This is a genomic window from Geobacillus sp. 47C-IIb (genome assembly GCF_014679705.1).
Taxonomy (GTDB): domain Bacteria; phylum Bacillota; class Bacilli; order Bacillales; family Anoxybacillaceae; genus Geobacillus; species Geobacillus thermodenitrificans.
On the sequence record NZ_CP061473.1, the window covers coordinates 2,932,748 to 2,946,585 of the forward strand.

Here is a 13,838-nt window from a genome sequence, read left to right on the forward strand (position 1 = left end):
GGGCACACTTCGGGCGTGTATCTAGGTGCGAGGGTGGATGCCTAGAATCTTTGGAGGAGGTTCCAGCCCTAGAGCCGCAAGGAATAGCGCTTGTTTGGCCGTCAGTTCGGTTCGTTGATAAAGGTCGCCGTTTTTTGAAGAAAAATGTCCAAGCATGAGACGCTCGCATTCGTCTCTTACTTTCGGCCACGATTCATGAGTTCGGATCTCCACGATCCGAACCAGCAAGAGAGCCAGCCAACTGAGCAGCACATGCGCCCGGATACGGTCTTCCAAGCGATGATACATGGGGCGCAGCTCGAGTGTTGATTTCAACGTCCGAAAGGCCTGCTCGATATCCACCAGTTGCTTATACCCGAGCGCGACATCCTCGGCAGACAAGGTGTCATCGGAGGTTCGGATGAGATATTTGCCATCGTACGTTTCCGCTTCACGAACCGCTTGCTTGTCGATGCGAAGCGTTCCATCCTTCAATTGACGCAAGTATTTTCCGTAGGACGGATGGGAACGCAGCCGGCAGGTGGCCTTATGATGAGCTTCATTGGGGAGTTGGCGAAGCCCCTCCAACTCCTCTTTCAGCGATTCGAGCAGCTTTTCCCGTTCCTTGCGTTGGCGTTCGGCTTCGCTGGGATTGTACACGAGAACATAGCGCTGACGCGCTTCTCCGTCGCCCACGATGATTTCTTTGATATGCAAGTTCTCGCGAACTTGTTGGTAGCGCCCGCGACGGTTTAGGGCCTCTTCGACGGCGGCTTTGCCGGACCGCATTTTTTCGCCGACAATGTAGTGTCCCCCGGCCTGTTGCAAGATTCGCAAATTCTCTTCAGACGAAAATCCGCGGTCCATCACGCTGATCACACGCCCAAGCTTCCAGCCAATCAAGTCTTGTTTCACCTGTTTGATGACCGTCATATCCATCGTATTGCCAGGCCATACCCAAGCGCGAATGGGGACTCCTTCCCGGGTAACGGCCAGTCCAATGACGATTTGGACCAAATCGGGACGCTTATCTTTGGAAAACCCCTGCTTTCGAAGCGATTCTCCTTCTGGTGTTTCGGATGGATCCACTTCGAAGTACGACGAAGTCGTATCAAAGTAAATCCCGAGTTCGACAGTGACTAGGCAAATAAATCGCCTCCCAGCCCTTGATACAGAAGGGCTGAGAGGCAATTGGGCATACTTCTAGCGTGTATCTAGGAGCGAGGATGAATGTCTAGGATCTTCAGAGGAGGCTCCAGCCCTAGAGCCACAGAGGTTTTCCTTTGTTTGGTCGTGATCTTTGTACACTGATAGAGGTCACGATATTTTGAAGAAAAATGTCCTAACGTGGAGCGCTGACATTTGTCTCTTACTTTCGGCCACGATTTTACTCTCGATTCGGATCAAGAGGAGGATTAGACCGTGGAGAAGCACGTGAGCATAGATGCAATCCTCCAATTGATGGTACATTGACAGTAACCACGGTTACCCATCGAATGTACATGTCTATATTATAAACAAAAAAACTTTATATTAAAAGGATTAAATTATAAAGCGTGTGCCTATGAAATTCGGCGTTTTTTCCTAGGTTAACCACCGCTAAACCCTTGATATAACGGCATTTCTGGCATTTTCATTTGCCTAAAATGGGCCTCAAACTGTCGAACTCGGGTTCCGGATTTTGCACATTCTTTCGGAACGTTTGCACGCTCTTTCAGATGAAGATTTCCAGCGCGCCTGATGGACCGATGGAAAAGAAAAAGCACAAAAGAGGCCGATTCGGCCCCTTTCATGCTAATACCCCATTTCCTCTGCGGCCATGCGCACCACTTCTTCGTCAATGGCGTCCTTTTTCAGCTGATACCCGTATAACAGGCACGTCGTGGCCAACGTGTTGATCACCCGAGGCCATCCCCGCGACTGCAGGGCAATCGCCTCTAACGCCGATGGGGTGAAGATCGGGTGCTTCGCCCCGGCCTGTTTCATCCGATGCTTGATGTAGCCCGCCACCTCTTCCTTCTCCAGCGGCCCCATCCGGTATCGCATGATGATCCGCTGGTCGAGAGGGCGGTGCTGATTGAGCCGCAGCTTCCCCTGTAAATGGGGCAGCCCGGCCAAAATCAAGACAAATGGGTTGGTCGAATCCATCTCGAAGTTGAACAAGATCGCGATGTCCTGTAAAAATGCATCCTTCGCTAAATGCATCTCGTCCAAAATGAACACCGGCGTGATCCGCCGTTCATGATACAATCGCTCGATCGCCTGCTGGATTTGGCGGAAGAGGTCTACCTTGCGGTACTTCGGTTCCTCTCCTAATCCCAAGGCCAAACCACGGTAAAAATCCATCACGCCTCCGGTGGATAACGGAAAGTAGACGACATGATACAATGATGGATTCAATGATTCTTTCAGCGCCCGAAGGGCGAACGTCTTGCCCGCCCCCGGCTCTCCGATCAACAGCCCGATCCCCCGGGTTCGTTTCACGTACTCCAGCGCCCGCAACGCTTCCTGAAACGGCGCCCCTTGATACGCCTCGGACGGGTCTGTTTCTTTCGCAAACGGCTCCCGCGAAAGGGAGTAAAACGATTTATACACCGTGTTCTCCCTCCTTCGCCGGAATCGCCGCAAACGGGGACCGATGGCGTTTTACATAGGCGTTGTCCTCCAAACGAACCCGAACGGCCTCCGCCACCTTCCTTCCATCTTCGTACACATAGACGCCCCGTTCGTCATAGCGGAGTTCAATCGATTGCCCAATGAACCGGGGCGGCACTTCATACAGCTGCTTGTTCAAGGTGATCGTTCCATCGGCTTTGACCTTGCGGTGCTCCCGCTTCAGAAAAATCGCATCCAGCCAATCGCTATCTTCGATGAACGACACGAGATGCACTTGCGATTGAAACACCTCATGCGGCGTTTTTCCGTCCAGCGAGGCGTGCGGTTTTCGATGATACTCCTCTTCAAGCCACCTCCAAAAGCGCTCGTTCAGCTCTTCGAGCGACTTCGGGGGATCCAACTCCAGCAGCGGATAAAACCGCGTCTGTACGGTGCGGAAGAACCGTTCGATTTTCCCTTTGCTTTGCGGGTCATACGGCTGGGTGTGGATGAGCGTAATTCCCATCTCGGCGCACGCATACTGCAGCACCTCGGATCGATAAATTTTCCCATTGTCCGAGTAAATGCGCTTCGGCTTCCCGCAACGAAGCACCGCTTCCTTCGTGACGATCCGCAGCCCGTCAAACTTCTCCGAAGGGAAAAACTGCGCGTACGGCACAAACCGCGAGCAGTCATCGATATAGGCGATCAAAAACGTTTTCTGGGCTTTCCCATTGACTCGAATCGTTGGTCCATGGGATAAGTCCCCTTGCCAAAGCTCATTGATCTGGTCATACGCAAAGCGCTTTCGCTCCGGCATGGGCAAGATTTCTTTCCCGACAAGGTTGTGTTTTTTCAACAATCGGTATATAGTAAAGTAAGAGGTATGATTTTCTGGGATTTCCCCCTGCTCGATCAGGTGTTCGTAGAACACCGTCACGGGCATGGTGGGATGTTCTTTTCTTAGGGCTAAAATATGATCCTCATCATCGGGCGACAGACGCCTTGAGTGGCCGCGGTCCGAACGGCGCTTCGGCTTTAAGGCGTCAAAGCCCCCTTTTTTGTATCGGGTGCACCAATCGAGGATCGTCTTGGCTGCGATTCGTTTGTCGCCCTGGTGGGGAACATGGTGCACTCGCTCGCTCACCTCTTTCAGATACGTCTTCGGTTCCACCTGCCCATTCACCAACGGAGCGATTAGCCCGTACCGAAACAGGGCAATGTCGTGTCTCATCGACTCATCCATTCGAATCTCCTCCTTGTCTCACTTGGAATCAGGACCGTTCCGGTCCGTCTGCCCTATCGTACCGGATCGCTTTTTCTCCGTCGATAGGAAAGGTTTGTGGGAACCTCAACTATTTCCAATTTAGGATATGTATGTAAAATCAGGATCCCATTTGATTCGCAAAAGGGTGTCGGAATCCGTCCTCCCACATGTCTCTGATGACCGAATAGAGACCGTGTTTCTCCAACGTCCGGATCCACCAGGAAGCCCGTTCCTTTTCTTTTTTCACGATAGGGCCTATGATCCTCCACCGCCTCGCAAAAAAGCTGTGAAGGCTTGATAGGTTTCGGCAGAACCGTCGGACATAAAAGATGATGCCGTCCTTTGTCGGGAGAAACGGAGCCCGGTTCGTCCCCTCGGTCAATCCCAACTGCTCTTTCACGACTTGCCATATGGCGGACAACGTATACTGAAAATACGGGAGGAGAAAGGAAGGCAGCACACTCACCGTCTTCAAGCATTCCCGACAGCGATACCGGACAATCCAAATGCGATAATCACCATGTGGGGTCAATGCGTTTCGCTCATAGTAACCGTGGCGGTGCAACGGGCGCTTGGCCCGGCAATGCGGACACTTTTTCAGAAGAGGGAAGTCGTTTTCTTTTCCACGCTCTGCATACGTTTGGACGTCAATGCCAAAGTTAAGTCCATATAATTGTGTAAAAAGGGAAATAGAAAAAGAGCCATGTTGCTTCCCCTTTGGTAGAATAAACAGTGGACCAAAAACACCAAACATAAGGAGGAATGCAACCATGGCTCAATATCATATTACCCTAAATGATGAACTTTTGCACGGGTTATTCACCAGAGATGAGGGATTAGCTAAGCTATTGGAACAAGTCCTCAATCAAATCCTCGAGGCACAAGTAGAAGAACAGCTGGGAGCTCGCCGTTATGAACGAACGGAAGAATGAAAAGGCTATCGAAACGGTTCGTATCCACGCCAGCTGACGACCCGGGTGGGACGGTTGACCTTGCGCGTTCCACGGACAAGAGATGGGGAGTTCTCTACGGAACTGTTCCAACGGTATCAACGGAGCGAACAAGCACTGGTACTGGCACTAATGGAAATGGTGGTAAACGGGGTGTCTACCCGAAAAATCACTCAAATCACGGAGGAATTATGCGGCACTTCGTTTTCCAAGTCCACGGTCTCCTCACCGTGCAAGGGACTGGATCCGATTATCCAAGACTGGAATTACCGTTCCCTTCATGAACACGTGTATCCGTTTGTGCTAGTAGATGCTATTTATACGAAAGTCCGGGAGGATGGACGAGTACGCTCCAGAGCCGTGTTGATCGCTACAGGAGTGAATGAGGAAGGATATCGGGAAATTCTTGGCCTGCAAATCGGAAACAGTGAATCGGAGTCCAGCTGGAGCGAGTTCTTCGGATGGCTGAAAGACCGGGGACTCCGGGGAGTGGACTTGATCATCTCGGATCAGCACGGTGGGCTGGTGCAAGCCATTGAAAAGCATTTCCAAGGCGCTACATGGCAACGATGCCAGACACATTTTATTCGCAATATCCTCGATGCCGCACCAAAGTATATGCAGGATGCCTTGCTCGAGGAGATTCGTGGGATTCTTCATGCTCCAAATAAGCAAACGGCCCGGCTGTTATTGGAACAAGTGCTGGCCAAATGGGAAGAAAAAGCCCCAAAAGCCATGCAAATCCTCGAAGAGGGATTCGAAGACGCCACCGCCGTATTGGACTATCCGGACCGTTATCGTCGGCGTCTGCGCACGACCAACGGAGTGGAACGGCTGAACGAAGAAATTCGTCGCAGAGAACGGGTCATCCGCATCTTTCCGAACCGGGAATCGGTGTATCGCCTCGTTGGTGCCGTGTTGATCGAAATCGATGAAAAATGGATGTCAGGGCGCAAATACTTGGATATGGCTGAATATTGGAAGTGGCGGAAAACGAAAAAGCAAGGAGTCCGATCGGTGAATCAGGAGGCTCCGGCGATCAAGAGAGTGGGATAACCTCTACGCCGTGTCAAGGAGAACGTGGAATACCGGAGCGAAGCGAGGATATGCCGCGAAAGCTCCTTGACACGCCTGTTCCTTGACAACATGATCATTTGTCCGGGAAGGCGACCGGCAGGGAGACTTGCCGGTCTTACCTACCATACGTCAAGTCATCAGGTCCATGTTGTCTATCAAAGGGGAATTTACACAATAATTTGGACTTGACCAGCGATAAAACAAGGTTTATTTAGTTTTGACTTGAATGGTGAGGTTCGAGAAGTAAAACCCGATGAAGATATTCCAACTGATATTTTGGAAACGTTATGGCGTGACCATAAGTTGAATGCGATTGATAATCCATATGGAACTTGTCACGCAAGAATCAATGGAAAATGTCCGTTTGCGGCAGAACCACCATGCCTGACATGTAACGGTGGCAGCCCATGTAAAGATTTAGCTATCGGTTTTTCTGAGTTGGATATACAAAAGTATGAATTATTAATCAAAACAACCACAAAAACAATAGAAGCTTTGGAACAACGTGGCAGACATGACATGGTTGAAAAAAATAAAAAGAATTTAGAACGTTACGAGAAAATTTTGAGCACCATTAAAGAAGGAAATATCATCTTTGGGCGATTAGAACGAATCAAACGAAAGCAAGGTGTTTCCAATGGCTAACTATGACCGTAGAGAACAATTGAAAGCCATTCACGCTGCAAGAAAGGCTCTCACCTATCAAAAAGTCGAAAAAGCCATTAAAAGGCTCATACGAGCCAATGAGAGCATTAATTTTAATAGCGTAGCAAAGGAAGCAGGGGTAGCGAAAGCGACACTTTACAACCATCCTGAACTGCGTGAGCGTATTGAAACCTTACGCCAACAACAAGCACAAGCTCCTACTGCGAAACAAATAAAGCGAGAAATGAATGAGAGCAACAAAGACGCTCTTATTGAATCGTTGAAACGAAAAATCAAAAAGTTAGAAGACGAAAACAAGCAATTACGGGAACAGTTAAAAGTAGCTTACGCAGAGGTTTATAAAAAGTTTTAGTTTGATGAGAACGGTGTTCTCATCACTTGGTCAACTATCGAGGCAGTATGCTTAACTAAGATAGTTCGTCAAAAAGGAGGTTTTGATTTTTTTGGAACATATAACAATAGCCAAATTGAATGAATTAGATGAGATAGTAAGAATCGATGCGGAAGTTATTGGAGACGAAAGCAGAAGAACATACATAAAGAAAGCAATTGAACAAGGGTGTTGTTTAGTCGCTAAAGTTAACAGGTCAATTGTTGGTTTTTTGGTTTACAACACTCATTTTTTTGAATGTAGTTTTATCTCATTAGTTGTTGTAAAACCTTCAGAAAGAAGAAAAGGATATGCGAAATCACTAATCAAGTATTTTGAAAATATATCTCCAACGGAAAAGATTTTTTCTTCAACGAATCAATCTAATGAGAGAATGCACAGGGTATTCTTATCACTTGGATATAGTAAGAGTGGTTTTATTGATAATCTGGATGAAGGAGACCCTGAAATAATTTACTTTAAACAACTCAAAAAATAACTCTCTTACTTATCTCCCATGGAAGAACGAATGAACTTCCATCATCTGTGGCGCTACGAAGCGATGCATGGGCGGCTAACGGGTGGAATTAGTTCAATCCAAAATAAAAAAGGTAAGCAAACATATTATACATGACTAATATGTGCTTACCTTTATTTTTTTAGCATTTTTTAATTTTAGGTCTTGATAAATTTTCACCCCTTGTTTTTGTTTACTTAGCGAACACATGGTTGCCGATGACAACAGTCACCGGGCGGGAGCGCAGCCAGTTGCTTTTCGCCGTTTTCGGATTATAGAAATAGAGCGAGCCGTTTCCTAAACCGCGAAAAGCAAGTGCTTCTTCAACGGCGCGATACGCCTCGTGGTCAGCTGGTTTGTTGATCGTTCCGTTTGCCACGGGCGTGAAGGCATAATGGCCGCCAGAGCGCTCATAAATGACTTCGCGAATCGAATTTGGAAAATCAGGATGATCGACGCGGTTGAGCACGACCGTCGCCACAGCCACCTTCCCAGCATATGGTTCTCCCTTCGCTTCGGCATGAACGAGACGGGCAAGCAAATCTTTTTCCGCCGCTGTAATGCTAGTAGTATTCGGGATAACAAGTTTTTCGCCAGGATATAGTAAATCGCCTTTGCGATTTGTTTGTTTCAATTGTTTCAGTGGCACACCATATTGTTTCGCAATGTTCCAAAGCGTATCGCCGCGTTTGACCGTATGGACCTTTGCGGCATCGGCGTGGCCAGCAAAGAAAAACGTTCCACACAATATCGCGAGCACCCATGCCTTTCCTCTTTTCATCCTCATCCCTCCTCTCGTAAACTCGGTACTAGAGTAACAAGGATGGCGCTGTTGTTCATTATCTAAATGATGGAAAAAAGCGTGAAACATTGATACAACTAGTTTCATAGAAAGAGTGGAAAATTCTTCGCCAAAAGAAAGATCCGGCCTTCAGGAACAGAAAGCCGGATGTTGATCAATGAAAACAAACAAGTCAGCTGCGCGGGGTGTCCATGTAATGGTAGAGAACGTGGCCGCCGCGCTGGGCGATACCGCGAAAATGTTTAAAATCAGGCTGTTCGATGAGCACAGCTCGAAACGTAAGGAAGTCCTCTTTCTTTACTAACAGCTCAGCAATGACACCGTTGCGCAACTCGGCGATTTGTTTGGCTGCTAGTGCTTTGTCCATCACATCCCCCCAAGCATTCACTGAATCTTGTTGTCCATATTCATCATAGCGCAAATCATCTTGTGGGATAAATACCTATATTTTTGCCGGGCAAACACCCTTTACTTGTTCCGACATACAATATGGATGGGTACGCGCCCCGATAATCTGAGCAAGAAAGGGAGAGGACAATGAGTCAATGGGATTCGTATAATGATCCGTTTCTGAACGACTCCAGTCATGGCGATGAGGCTGAACGGATCGACAATAATATGCCGCCGATGGCGCCAATGCCAACTGGAGCGATGCCAACAGGGGTGATGCCGATGGCATATTATCCACCGGTCGTGCCGCACGGGTATTGGTGTCCGCCGATGACGCTGCCGGCACCACTTGTCAGCCCGGCCCACCTTGATCACAAGGATGAGTTTGACAGCCCTGATATGATGCCTCCGGCGCCGCCGCTTCACTTAGGAACGATGCCCAATGTAGCTCCGGCTTCCGTCTCACCGATGGGTGAGAACGAAAATGTCCCGCCGCTGTCACTTGGTGGCGCCGCTGCTCCGTACGATATGGTTGCTCCGCATATGGGGGCGGAACCGAATGTCGCCGGTATGACATCTGAAGCCGTTCCGAATGTGATGCCAAGCATGACACCGGGTGTTTTGCCTAGCATGATGCCAGGTCACGCTCCGTGTGTACCAATGTGCCATCCACCAGTCGCACCGATGCCCTACGCCCCGGTCGTGCCACATGGCGGCTATTGTGGCACACCGCAGCCAGGGATGGCTCCGTATGTGCCCGGTTTCCCAATGCCGTACGGCCCATATCGGTAAGCCGCTAAAAAGACCGCTTGACCGCGGTCTTTTTTTATGGAAAATCGCTTTTCCACCTAGATTGTCGGGTGCCACCGCTAGAAAAAAGTCTCCCATTGCTTTGCTTTCGTTACAAACTTTGCATCAACGGTTCGAATCCCCCAACGCTCTTATATGGCATCCATATATTTCCGTTACTGTTGGTGGTATAATAAAGAGGCCATTTTCGTGTGAAACGAAGAAAGAATATTAGAACATGCTAAAGAGGAGAGAAAGGGGAATGGACAAAATGGTCGGAGAACGGAAAACGGTAATTGTCACCGGCGGAGCGAACGGAATCGGCAAGGCGATTGCGGAGATGTTCGCAAAACAGGGAGCGAATGTTGTGATTGCGGACGTTGATGCGAAAAATGGGGAAGCGATCGTTGAGCGGCTGCGAGCCGACGGACGGAATGCTGTATTTGTGGAGGCAGACGTGCGGAATGAGGCTGACATTAAGCGATTGATAGAGGAAGCTGCCCGCCGCTTTGGCCGCATCGATAATTTAATCAACAATGCGGGCGTCTCGCGTTGGAAATCGCCGTACGAGTTGACCGTGGATGAGTGGGATGACGTGCTGGCAACGAATTTGCGCAGCGCCTTTTTGGCTTCCCGTGAAGCGGCAAAATATATGCGACGCAACCCTAAAGGTGGGGCGATCGTCAACATCGCCTCGACAAGAGCACTTATGTCCGAGCCGAATTCGGAGGCGTACGCGGCATCCAAAGGCGGCCTCATCGCTCTCACCCATGCGTTGGCCGTGTCGCTTTCCGACGATCGCATTCGTGTCAACTGCATCAGCCCTGGCTGGATTGAAACGGGCGATTACGCGAAATTGCGGGATGTTGACCATCGACAGCACCCGGCCGGCCGCGTCGGCAAGCCAGACGATATCGCTCGCGCCTGCCTTTATTTATGTGATGAAGAAAACGATTTTATTACCGGAGTAAACCTCGTCATCGATGGAGGGATGACGAGGAAAATGATTTATATTGAGTAGGCGTTGGGTGTTTGCTAAAATAAATAAAATGGAGACGGCTTATTAGCGAAAAGGTGGGGATGGAACGATGAAAATCCGTAAAACGCCGCTAGTTGACGGACAAGCTCCGGCTCATGTATATATTTATGAAAACCGAAAAGAGGAATATATCGTTCTAGCCATTCCGGCGCTCGAGTGGTCATTTTCGTTCTCTTATGAGGAGGAAGCGGAGGCAGTGGCACAGCGGCTTGAGATATCGCTACAAAAACAGCTCGGCCATGAACGCGCGGTCATGTTGGCCGACCGGTTGCTCGGATGGGCGCGAGAGATGTAGACCAGCGGATGGCGCGGCCGCCACTGACTTTGTATGTTAGGGGTTCGATGACAAAGTGTTAAACAAATCAAAAGTCATGGCAATTTACGTTACAGGTAGTGTTTTATGGCTAACTGTCACCGACTCCCTGCTCAATGTGCTGACGGTCAGCCGCGGCGTGTACGTTGCGCTTAGCGCCGCCAAAGGGACGGTCTTTATTTTTCTGTCGGTCGTGTTCTTATATCAGCTGCTAAAAAAACACGAACAGCTTGTGAAAGTGGAAGAAAATGAACAGCAGTTGTTGAAGCTCATTAACTCGATGCCCGACTTTGTTTGTTTTAAAGACAGCGAAGGGCGGTGGCTGCGCGTCAATGATTTCGGTCGGCGGCTTTACCATCTCGAGCATATTGATTATGTCGGAAAAACGGATCGCGAGCTTGGCGAACTCGTACCCTTTTTCAAAGATGCGTTTGAGCAGTGTATCGAATCGGATCGCGAGGCGTGGGAAATCGGGGCGTTGACGCGCCGCGAGGAGTCGCTCGAGACGCCGGATGGGGAACTGAAGACATTTGATGTCATTAAAGTGCCGCTGTTTGAAGAAAACGGTGCGCGAAAAGGATTGTTAACGATCGGGCGCGACATTACCCAACAAAAGCGCACCGAGGAGTTGCTGCTGAAAAAAGAGAAGCTGTCGGTGCTCGGAGAGCTAGCAGCTGGCATTGCTCATGAAATTCGCAATCCGCTTACCTCACTGAAAGGCTTTATGCAAGTGATGCAAGAAACGCGTGAAGTGAATGATGACCACGTGCGCATTATGCTGAGTGAACTTGGCCGCGTCAACCAAATCGTCAGCGAGCTGCTTGTGCTGGCTAAGCCGCAAAGTCCTGATTACCGGCCGTTTTTGTTGGAAGAGGCCATTTCGTATGTTATTAACCTCATCGGTCATGAGGCGACATTAAATAACGTTTCCATTTCCGTTCGTAACAACGCGCCAAAAGCTTGCGTGTATGGCGACCAAAACCAAATTGTTCAAGTGCTTTTAAACGTTATGAAAAACGCTATTGAAGCAATGCCGAATGGAGGAAACTTGCATGTCCATGTTTCTGAAGCTGAAAGTCTGATCCGTTTGGACATTGCTGACACTGGCATCGGTATTTCGAAAGAGCGGTTGCAAAAAATCGGTGAGCCATTTTTTACTTTGAAAGAAAAAGGAATGGGGCTTGGACTGACAACAAGCATGAAAATTGTCCAAGAACATAAAGGGACAATGCAGATTGAAAGTGAAGTTGGAAAAGGAACGGTCGTCCACTTGACGTTTCCGTCCGGGTATGTGTTTGTAGACGCGAATGACTAGCAGAAGATGACATCCTAGAAACAGGCGTTCCCAAATGGTGTGGGAACGCCTGCTTTGCTATTGCTCCACCCACGTCGACAAGGTCTCGATGGGCAACCGGATTGAATGGTGGGCAGGGGCAGCCGCCTTGCCGATCGTGATAAGCAACGTCGGCACATAGCGGTTTGAAATGTGAAACTCCTCTTTGAGCCGTTCGGGGTTAAATCCGCCGATCGGACATGTCGCCCAGCCTTTCGCCGTTGCCGCCAGCATGAGCTGCATTGCGGCGAAGGCGGTGTTTTGAAACGCAGCGTCACGGGCGTATTGCTCGTTGGCATACGCTGTCTCAATTTGCTTAGCGAGCTGCTGCTTTACCTCTTCGGTCATCGTCCCTTCGCGAACGAGTGGGTCATAAACGGCATCTGTATTCTGGTTCGCCTCCAAATCACCAAGCACAACGATCACAGCAGAGGCATCAACGATTTGTTGTTGGCCATAAGCGATCGGTTGCAACCGTCGTTGTGCCTCTTTGCCGTGGATGACGAGAAAGTGCCATGGCTGCAAATTCCAAGCAGACGGTGCTTTCGCGGCAGCCGTGAGAATGGCACGCAGCTCATCTTTGCTGATCGTCGCGTTGGCGTCATATTGACGGACGGATTTTCGTTCCTCAATGACAGCAAACAAGTCTTTCATGATTGGCGTCATACCAACTGTCATGATCATTCCCCCTTTTTGTGAGGTATGCAAGGGTGTCCCGCTGTTTTTCGGCCATCTCGCTGTCGTTACGAGCGGTTTTTCTTTGCTTGCTTCGCCGTATCGATGCTGTCTTTTGCCATTTCTGCTTCCGCCTTCGAGACAGTCGGATTGGCTACTTCTTGGCTTACTTTATTTTGTCTTCCTTTTTTGGACATGCATGTTCCTCCTTTCGTTCAAGTGATTTCCGCCGACTGTACACCCGTAAGATGTTGTTTAATTCACAGCTATGTTTGGTCGGGATTTGATGGCGGGCCCGATCGATGAACACGACGTCAGCATGCGGTACATAACGGCGGAACATGGCGATATAGGGATGGATGTAATAGTCGCGTGCGCCATAAATAAGCAACAAGGGGGCTTGAAGGGAAGACAGCTGCTTCGTGCAACAGTAGACAAGTCCGGCACGGTATGCGGTGTCTAAATCCCGTTTGTTAGCCCGCCGAACGTACTGCTTGAGCAGCTTCCGTTCGTGTCGGCTTGTTGCATGTCCGATGGCGAGTACCGAGGAGATTAAAGATAAGGCACCTAGTTTGGCGGCTGAAATGCCAAGCAAAAACTCGCCGTACAAAAGTGGAGTGCACACTTCAGGAAACCCACCGATTAAAATGACCTGTTCGACGTACTGTGGATAGCGAAGCGCGAAATCAAGTGCGATTGATCCGCCATTCGAATAGCCGCAAATGATGGCACGCTCGATGCCAAGGAAGCGGAGCAATACGGAGACGTCGTCTGCAAGCAGCGGGACGGTAATCGGCACGTCTGATGGGCTGCTTCTCCCATTCCCGCGCATATCGCACAAAATAAGGCGAAAATGGCGGGCAAGCGGCTCCTGTTGGCGAAAAATGACGTGTCCCAGCCCCGGAGGGTGGATAAATAAAAGCGGCGGTCCTTCCCCTTTTTCCTCATAATAAAGGCGGACGCGCTCATTAATGGAAACGTATGGCATATCAATCCCCCTCTCTTGGCACTCTATAGTATGGAAAGAAGGGCGTCGTCCCATCCAAAAAAACGCCATCTTTTTTTCGTTGAGCGGC

At 49.5% G+C, this 13,838-nt stretch carries 14 protein-coding genes and 3 pseudogenes; 8 read left to right on the plus strand and 9 right to left on the minus strand.

The features are described 5' to 3' along the window. Window positions 1-21: 21 nt before the first annotated feature. From IC804_RS14830 to IC804_RS18735, 4 genes and pseudogenes are all read right to left on the minus strand, one after another. Window positions 22-1,101: pseudogene (locus tag IC804_RS14830) on the minus strand (IS1634 family transposase); the annotation flags it as partial. A 672-nt stretch (window positions 1,102-1,773) separates the two neighbouring features. After that, entirely contained in the window at window positions 1,774-2,574 is an 801-nt protein-coding gene (locus tag IC804_RS14835) for an ExeA family protein (protein ID WP_011230382.1), read from the minus strand. Beyond that, window positions 2,567-3,820 (minus strand): IS481 family transposase, encoded by a 1,254-nt coding sequence (locus IC804_RS14840; protein ID WP_021292743.1) that lies wholly within the window; start codon window positions 3,818-3,820, stop codon window positions 2,567-2,569. The genes IC804_RS14835 and IC804_RS14840 overlap by 8 nt, the downstream gene beginning before the upstream one ends. A 139-nt stretch (window positions 3,821-3,959) precedes the next feature. After that, window positions 3,960-4,532 (minus strand): DUF6431 domain-containing protein, encoded by a 573-nt coding sequence (locus tag IC804_RS18735; protein ID WP_087960369.1) that lies wholly within the window; start codon window positions 4,530-4,532, stop codon window positions 3,960-3,962. A gap of 79 nt (window positions 4,533-4,611) precedes the next feature. On the opposite strand from IC804_RS18735, the pseudogene IC804_RS14845 reads away from it, so the two are divergent. From IC804_RS14845 to IC804_RS14860, 4 genes and pseudogenes are all read left to right on the plus strand, one after another. Then, window positions 4,612-5,847: pseudogene (locus IC804_RS14845) on the plus strand (IS256 family transposase). A gap of 213 nt (window positions 5,848-6,060) precedes the next feature. Beyond that, window positions 6,061-6,513: pseudogene (locus IC804_RS14850) on the plus strand (transposase); the annotation flags it as partial. Continuing rightward, window positions 6,506-6,886: a DUF6262 family protein gene (locus IC804_RS14855; RefSeq protein WP_008881762.1), complete on the plus strand. Its 381-nt coding sequence runs from the start codon at window positions 6,506-6,508 to the stop codon at window positions 6,884-6,886. The pseudogene IC804_RS14850 and the gene IC804_RS14855, both read left to right, overlap by 8 nt. A gap of 91 nt (window positions 6,887-6,977) precedes the next feature. Then, window positions 6,978-7,403 (plus strand): GNAT family N-acetyltransferase, encoded by a 426-nt coding sequence (locus tag IC804_RS14860; RefSeq protein ID WP_087959914.1) that lies wholly within the window; start codon window positions 6,978-6,980, stop codon window positions 7,401-7,403. A 211-nt stretch (window positions 7,404-7,614) separates the two neighbouring features. On the opposite strand, the gene IC804_RS14865 is transcribed toward IC804_RS14860, so the two are convergent. After that, entirely contained in the window at window positions 7,615-8,202 is a 588-nt protein-coding gene (locus IC804_RS14865; RefSeq protein WP_008878807.1) for a cell wall hydrolase, read from the minus strand. Between the two features lie 193 nt (window positions 8,203-8,395). After that, window positions 8,396-8,590, minus strand: coding sequence for a hypothetical protein (locus tag IC804_RS14870; RefSeq protein WP_008878806.1), 195 nt, complete (start codon window positions 8,588-8,590; stop codon window positions 8,396-8,398). A 170-nt stretch (window positions 8,591-8,760) separates the two neighbouring features. On the opposite strand from IC804_RS14870, the gene IC804_RS14875 reads away from it, so the two are divergent. The 4 genes from IC804_RS14875 (at window position 8,761) to IC804_RS14890 (ending at window position 12,069) form a co-directional block, all read left to right on the plus strand. After that, window positions 8,761-9,405, plus strand: a complete 645-nt coding sequence (locus IC804_RS14875) for a hypothetical protein (RefSeq protein ID WP_060475710.1) — start codon at window positions 8,761-8,763, stop codon at window positions 9,403-9,405. Window positions 9,406-9,673: 268 nt separating this feature from the next. Further along, complete coding sequence (locus IC804_RS14880) at window positions 9,674-10,423, plus strand: SDR family NAD(P)-dependent oxidoreductase (protein ID WP_035499108.1); 750 nt, start codon at window positions 9,674-9,676, stop codon at window positions 10,421-10,423. 67 nt (window positions 10,424-10,490) lie between these two features. Then, complete coding sequence (locus IC804_RS14885; RefSeq protein WP_008878803.1) at window positions 10,491-10,736, plus strand: YueH family protein; 246 nt, start codon at window positions 10,491-10,493, stop codon at window positions 10,734-10,736. Between the two features lie 55 nt (window positions 10,737-10,791). After that, the gene (locus IC804_RS14890) at window positions 10,792-12,069 is read left to right on the plus strand and encodes an ATP-binding protein (protein ID WP_081157282.1); all 1,278 of its coding nucleotides are present in this window, start codon (window positions 10,792-10,794) and stop codon (window positions 12,067-12,069) included. A gap of 57 nt (window positions 12,070-12,126) precedes the next feature. Here the strand turns inward: IC804_RS14890 and IC804_RS14895 are convergent, their stop codons facing one another. From IC804_RS14895 to IC804_RS14900, 3 genes are all read right to left on the minus strand, one after another. Continuing rightward, on the minus strand, window positions 12,127-12,765 hold the full coding sequence (locus IC804_RS14895) for a nitroreductase family protein (protein WP_008878801.1): 639 nt from the start codon (window positions 12,763-12,765) through the stop codon (window positions 12,127-12,129). Window positions 12,766-12,830: 65 nt separating this feature from the next. Beyond that, window positions 12,831-12,959 carry a hypothetical protein gene (locus IC804_RS18920; protein WP_008878800.1) on the minus strand — a complete coding sequence of 43 codons (129 nt, stop codon included), beginning with the start codon at window positions 12,957-12,959 and terminating at the stop codon, window positions 12,831-12,833. Then, a complete protein-coding gene (locus IC804_RS14900; RefSeq protein ID WP_008878799.1) occupies window positions 12,929-13,750 on the minus strand; it encodes an alpha/beta fold hydrolase in 822 nt (273 codons plus the stop codon). Before IC804_RS14900 ends, IC804_RS18920 begins: the two co-directional genes overlap by 31 nt. Between the last annotated feature and the right edge of the window lie 88 nt (window positions 13,751-13,838).

Coding starts and splice junctions, on each gene's coding strand:
- IC804_RS18920 (WP_008878800.1), bottom strand. CDS start 12,959: ATGTCCAAAAAAGGAAGACAAAATAAAGTAAGCCAAGAAGTAGCCAAT.
- IC804_RS14870 (WP_008878806.1), bottom strand. CDS start 8,590: ATGGACAAAGCACTAGCAGCCAAACAAATCGCCGAGTTGCGCAACGGT.
- IC804_RS14855 (WP_008881762.1), top strand. CDS start 6,506: ATGGCTAACTATGACCGTAGAGAACAATTGAAAGCCATTCACGCTGCA.
- IC804_RS14895 (WP_008878801.1), bottom strand. CDS start 12,765: ATGACAGTTGGTATGACGCCAATCATGAAAGACTTGTTTGCTGTCATT.
- IC804_RS14840 (WP_021292743.1), bottom strand. CDS start 3,820: ATGGATGAGTCGATGAGACACGACATTGCCCTGTTTCGGTACGGGCTA.
- IC804_RS14900 (WP_008878799.1), bottom strand. CDS start 13,750: ATGCCATACGTTTCCATTAATGAGCGCGTCCGCCTTTATTATGAGGAA.
- IC804_RS14865 (WP_008878807.1), bottom strand. CDS start 8,202: ATGAAAAGAGGAAAGGCATGGGTGCTCGCGATATTGTGTGGAACGTTT.
- IC804_RS14875 (WP_060475710.1), top strand. CDS start 8,761: ATGAGTCAATGGGATTCGTATAATGATCCGTTTCTGAACGACTCCAGT.
- IC804_RS14885 (WP_008878803.1), top strand. CDS start 10,491: ATGAAAATCCGTAAAACGCCGCTAGTTGACGGACAAGCTCCGGCTCAT.
- IC804_RS14880 (WP_035499108.1), top strand. CDS start 9,674: ATGGTCGGAGAACGGAAAACGGTAATTGTCACCGGCGGAGCGAACGGA.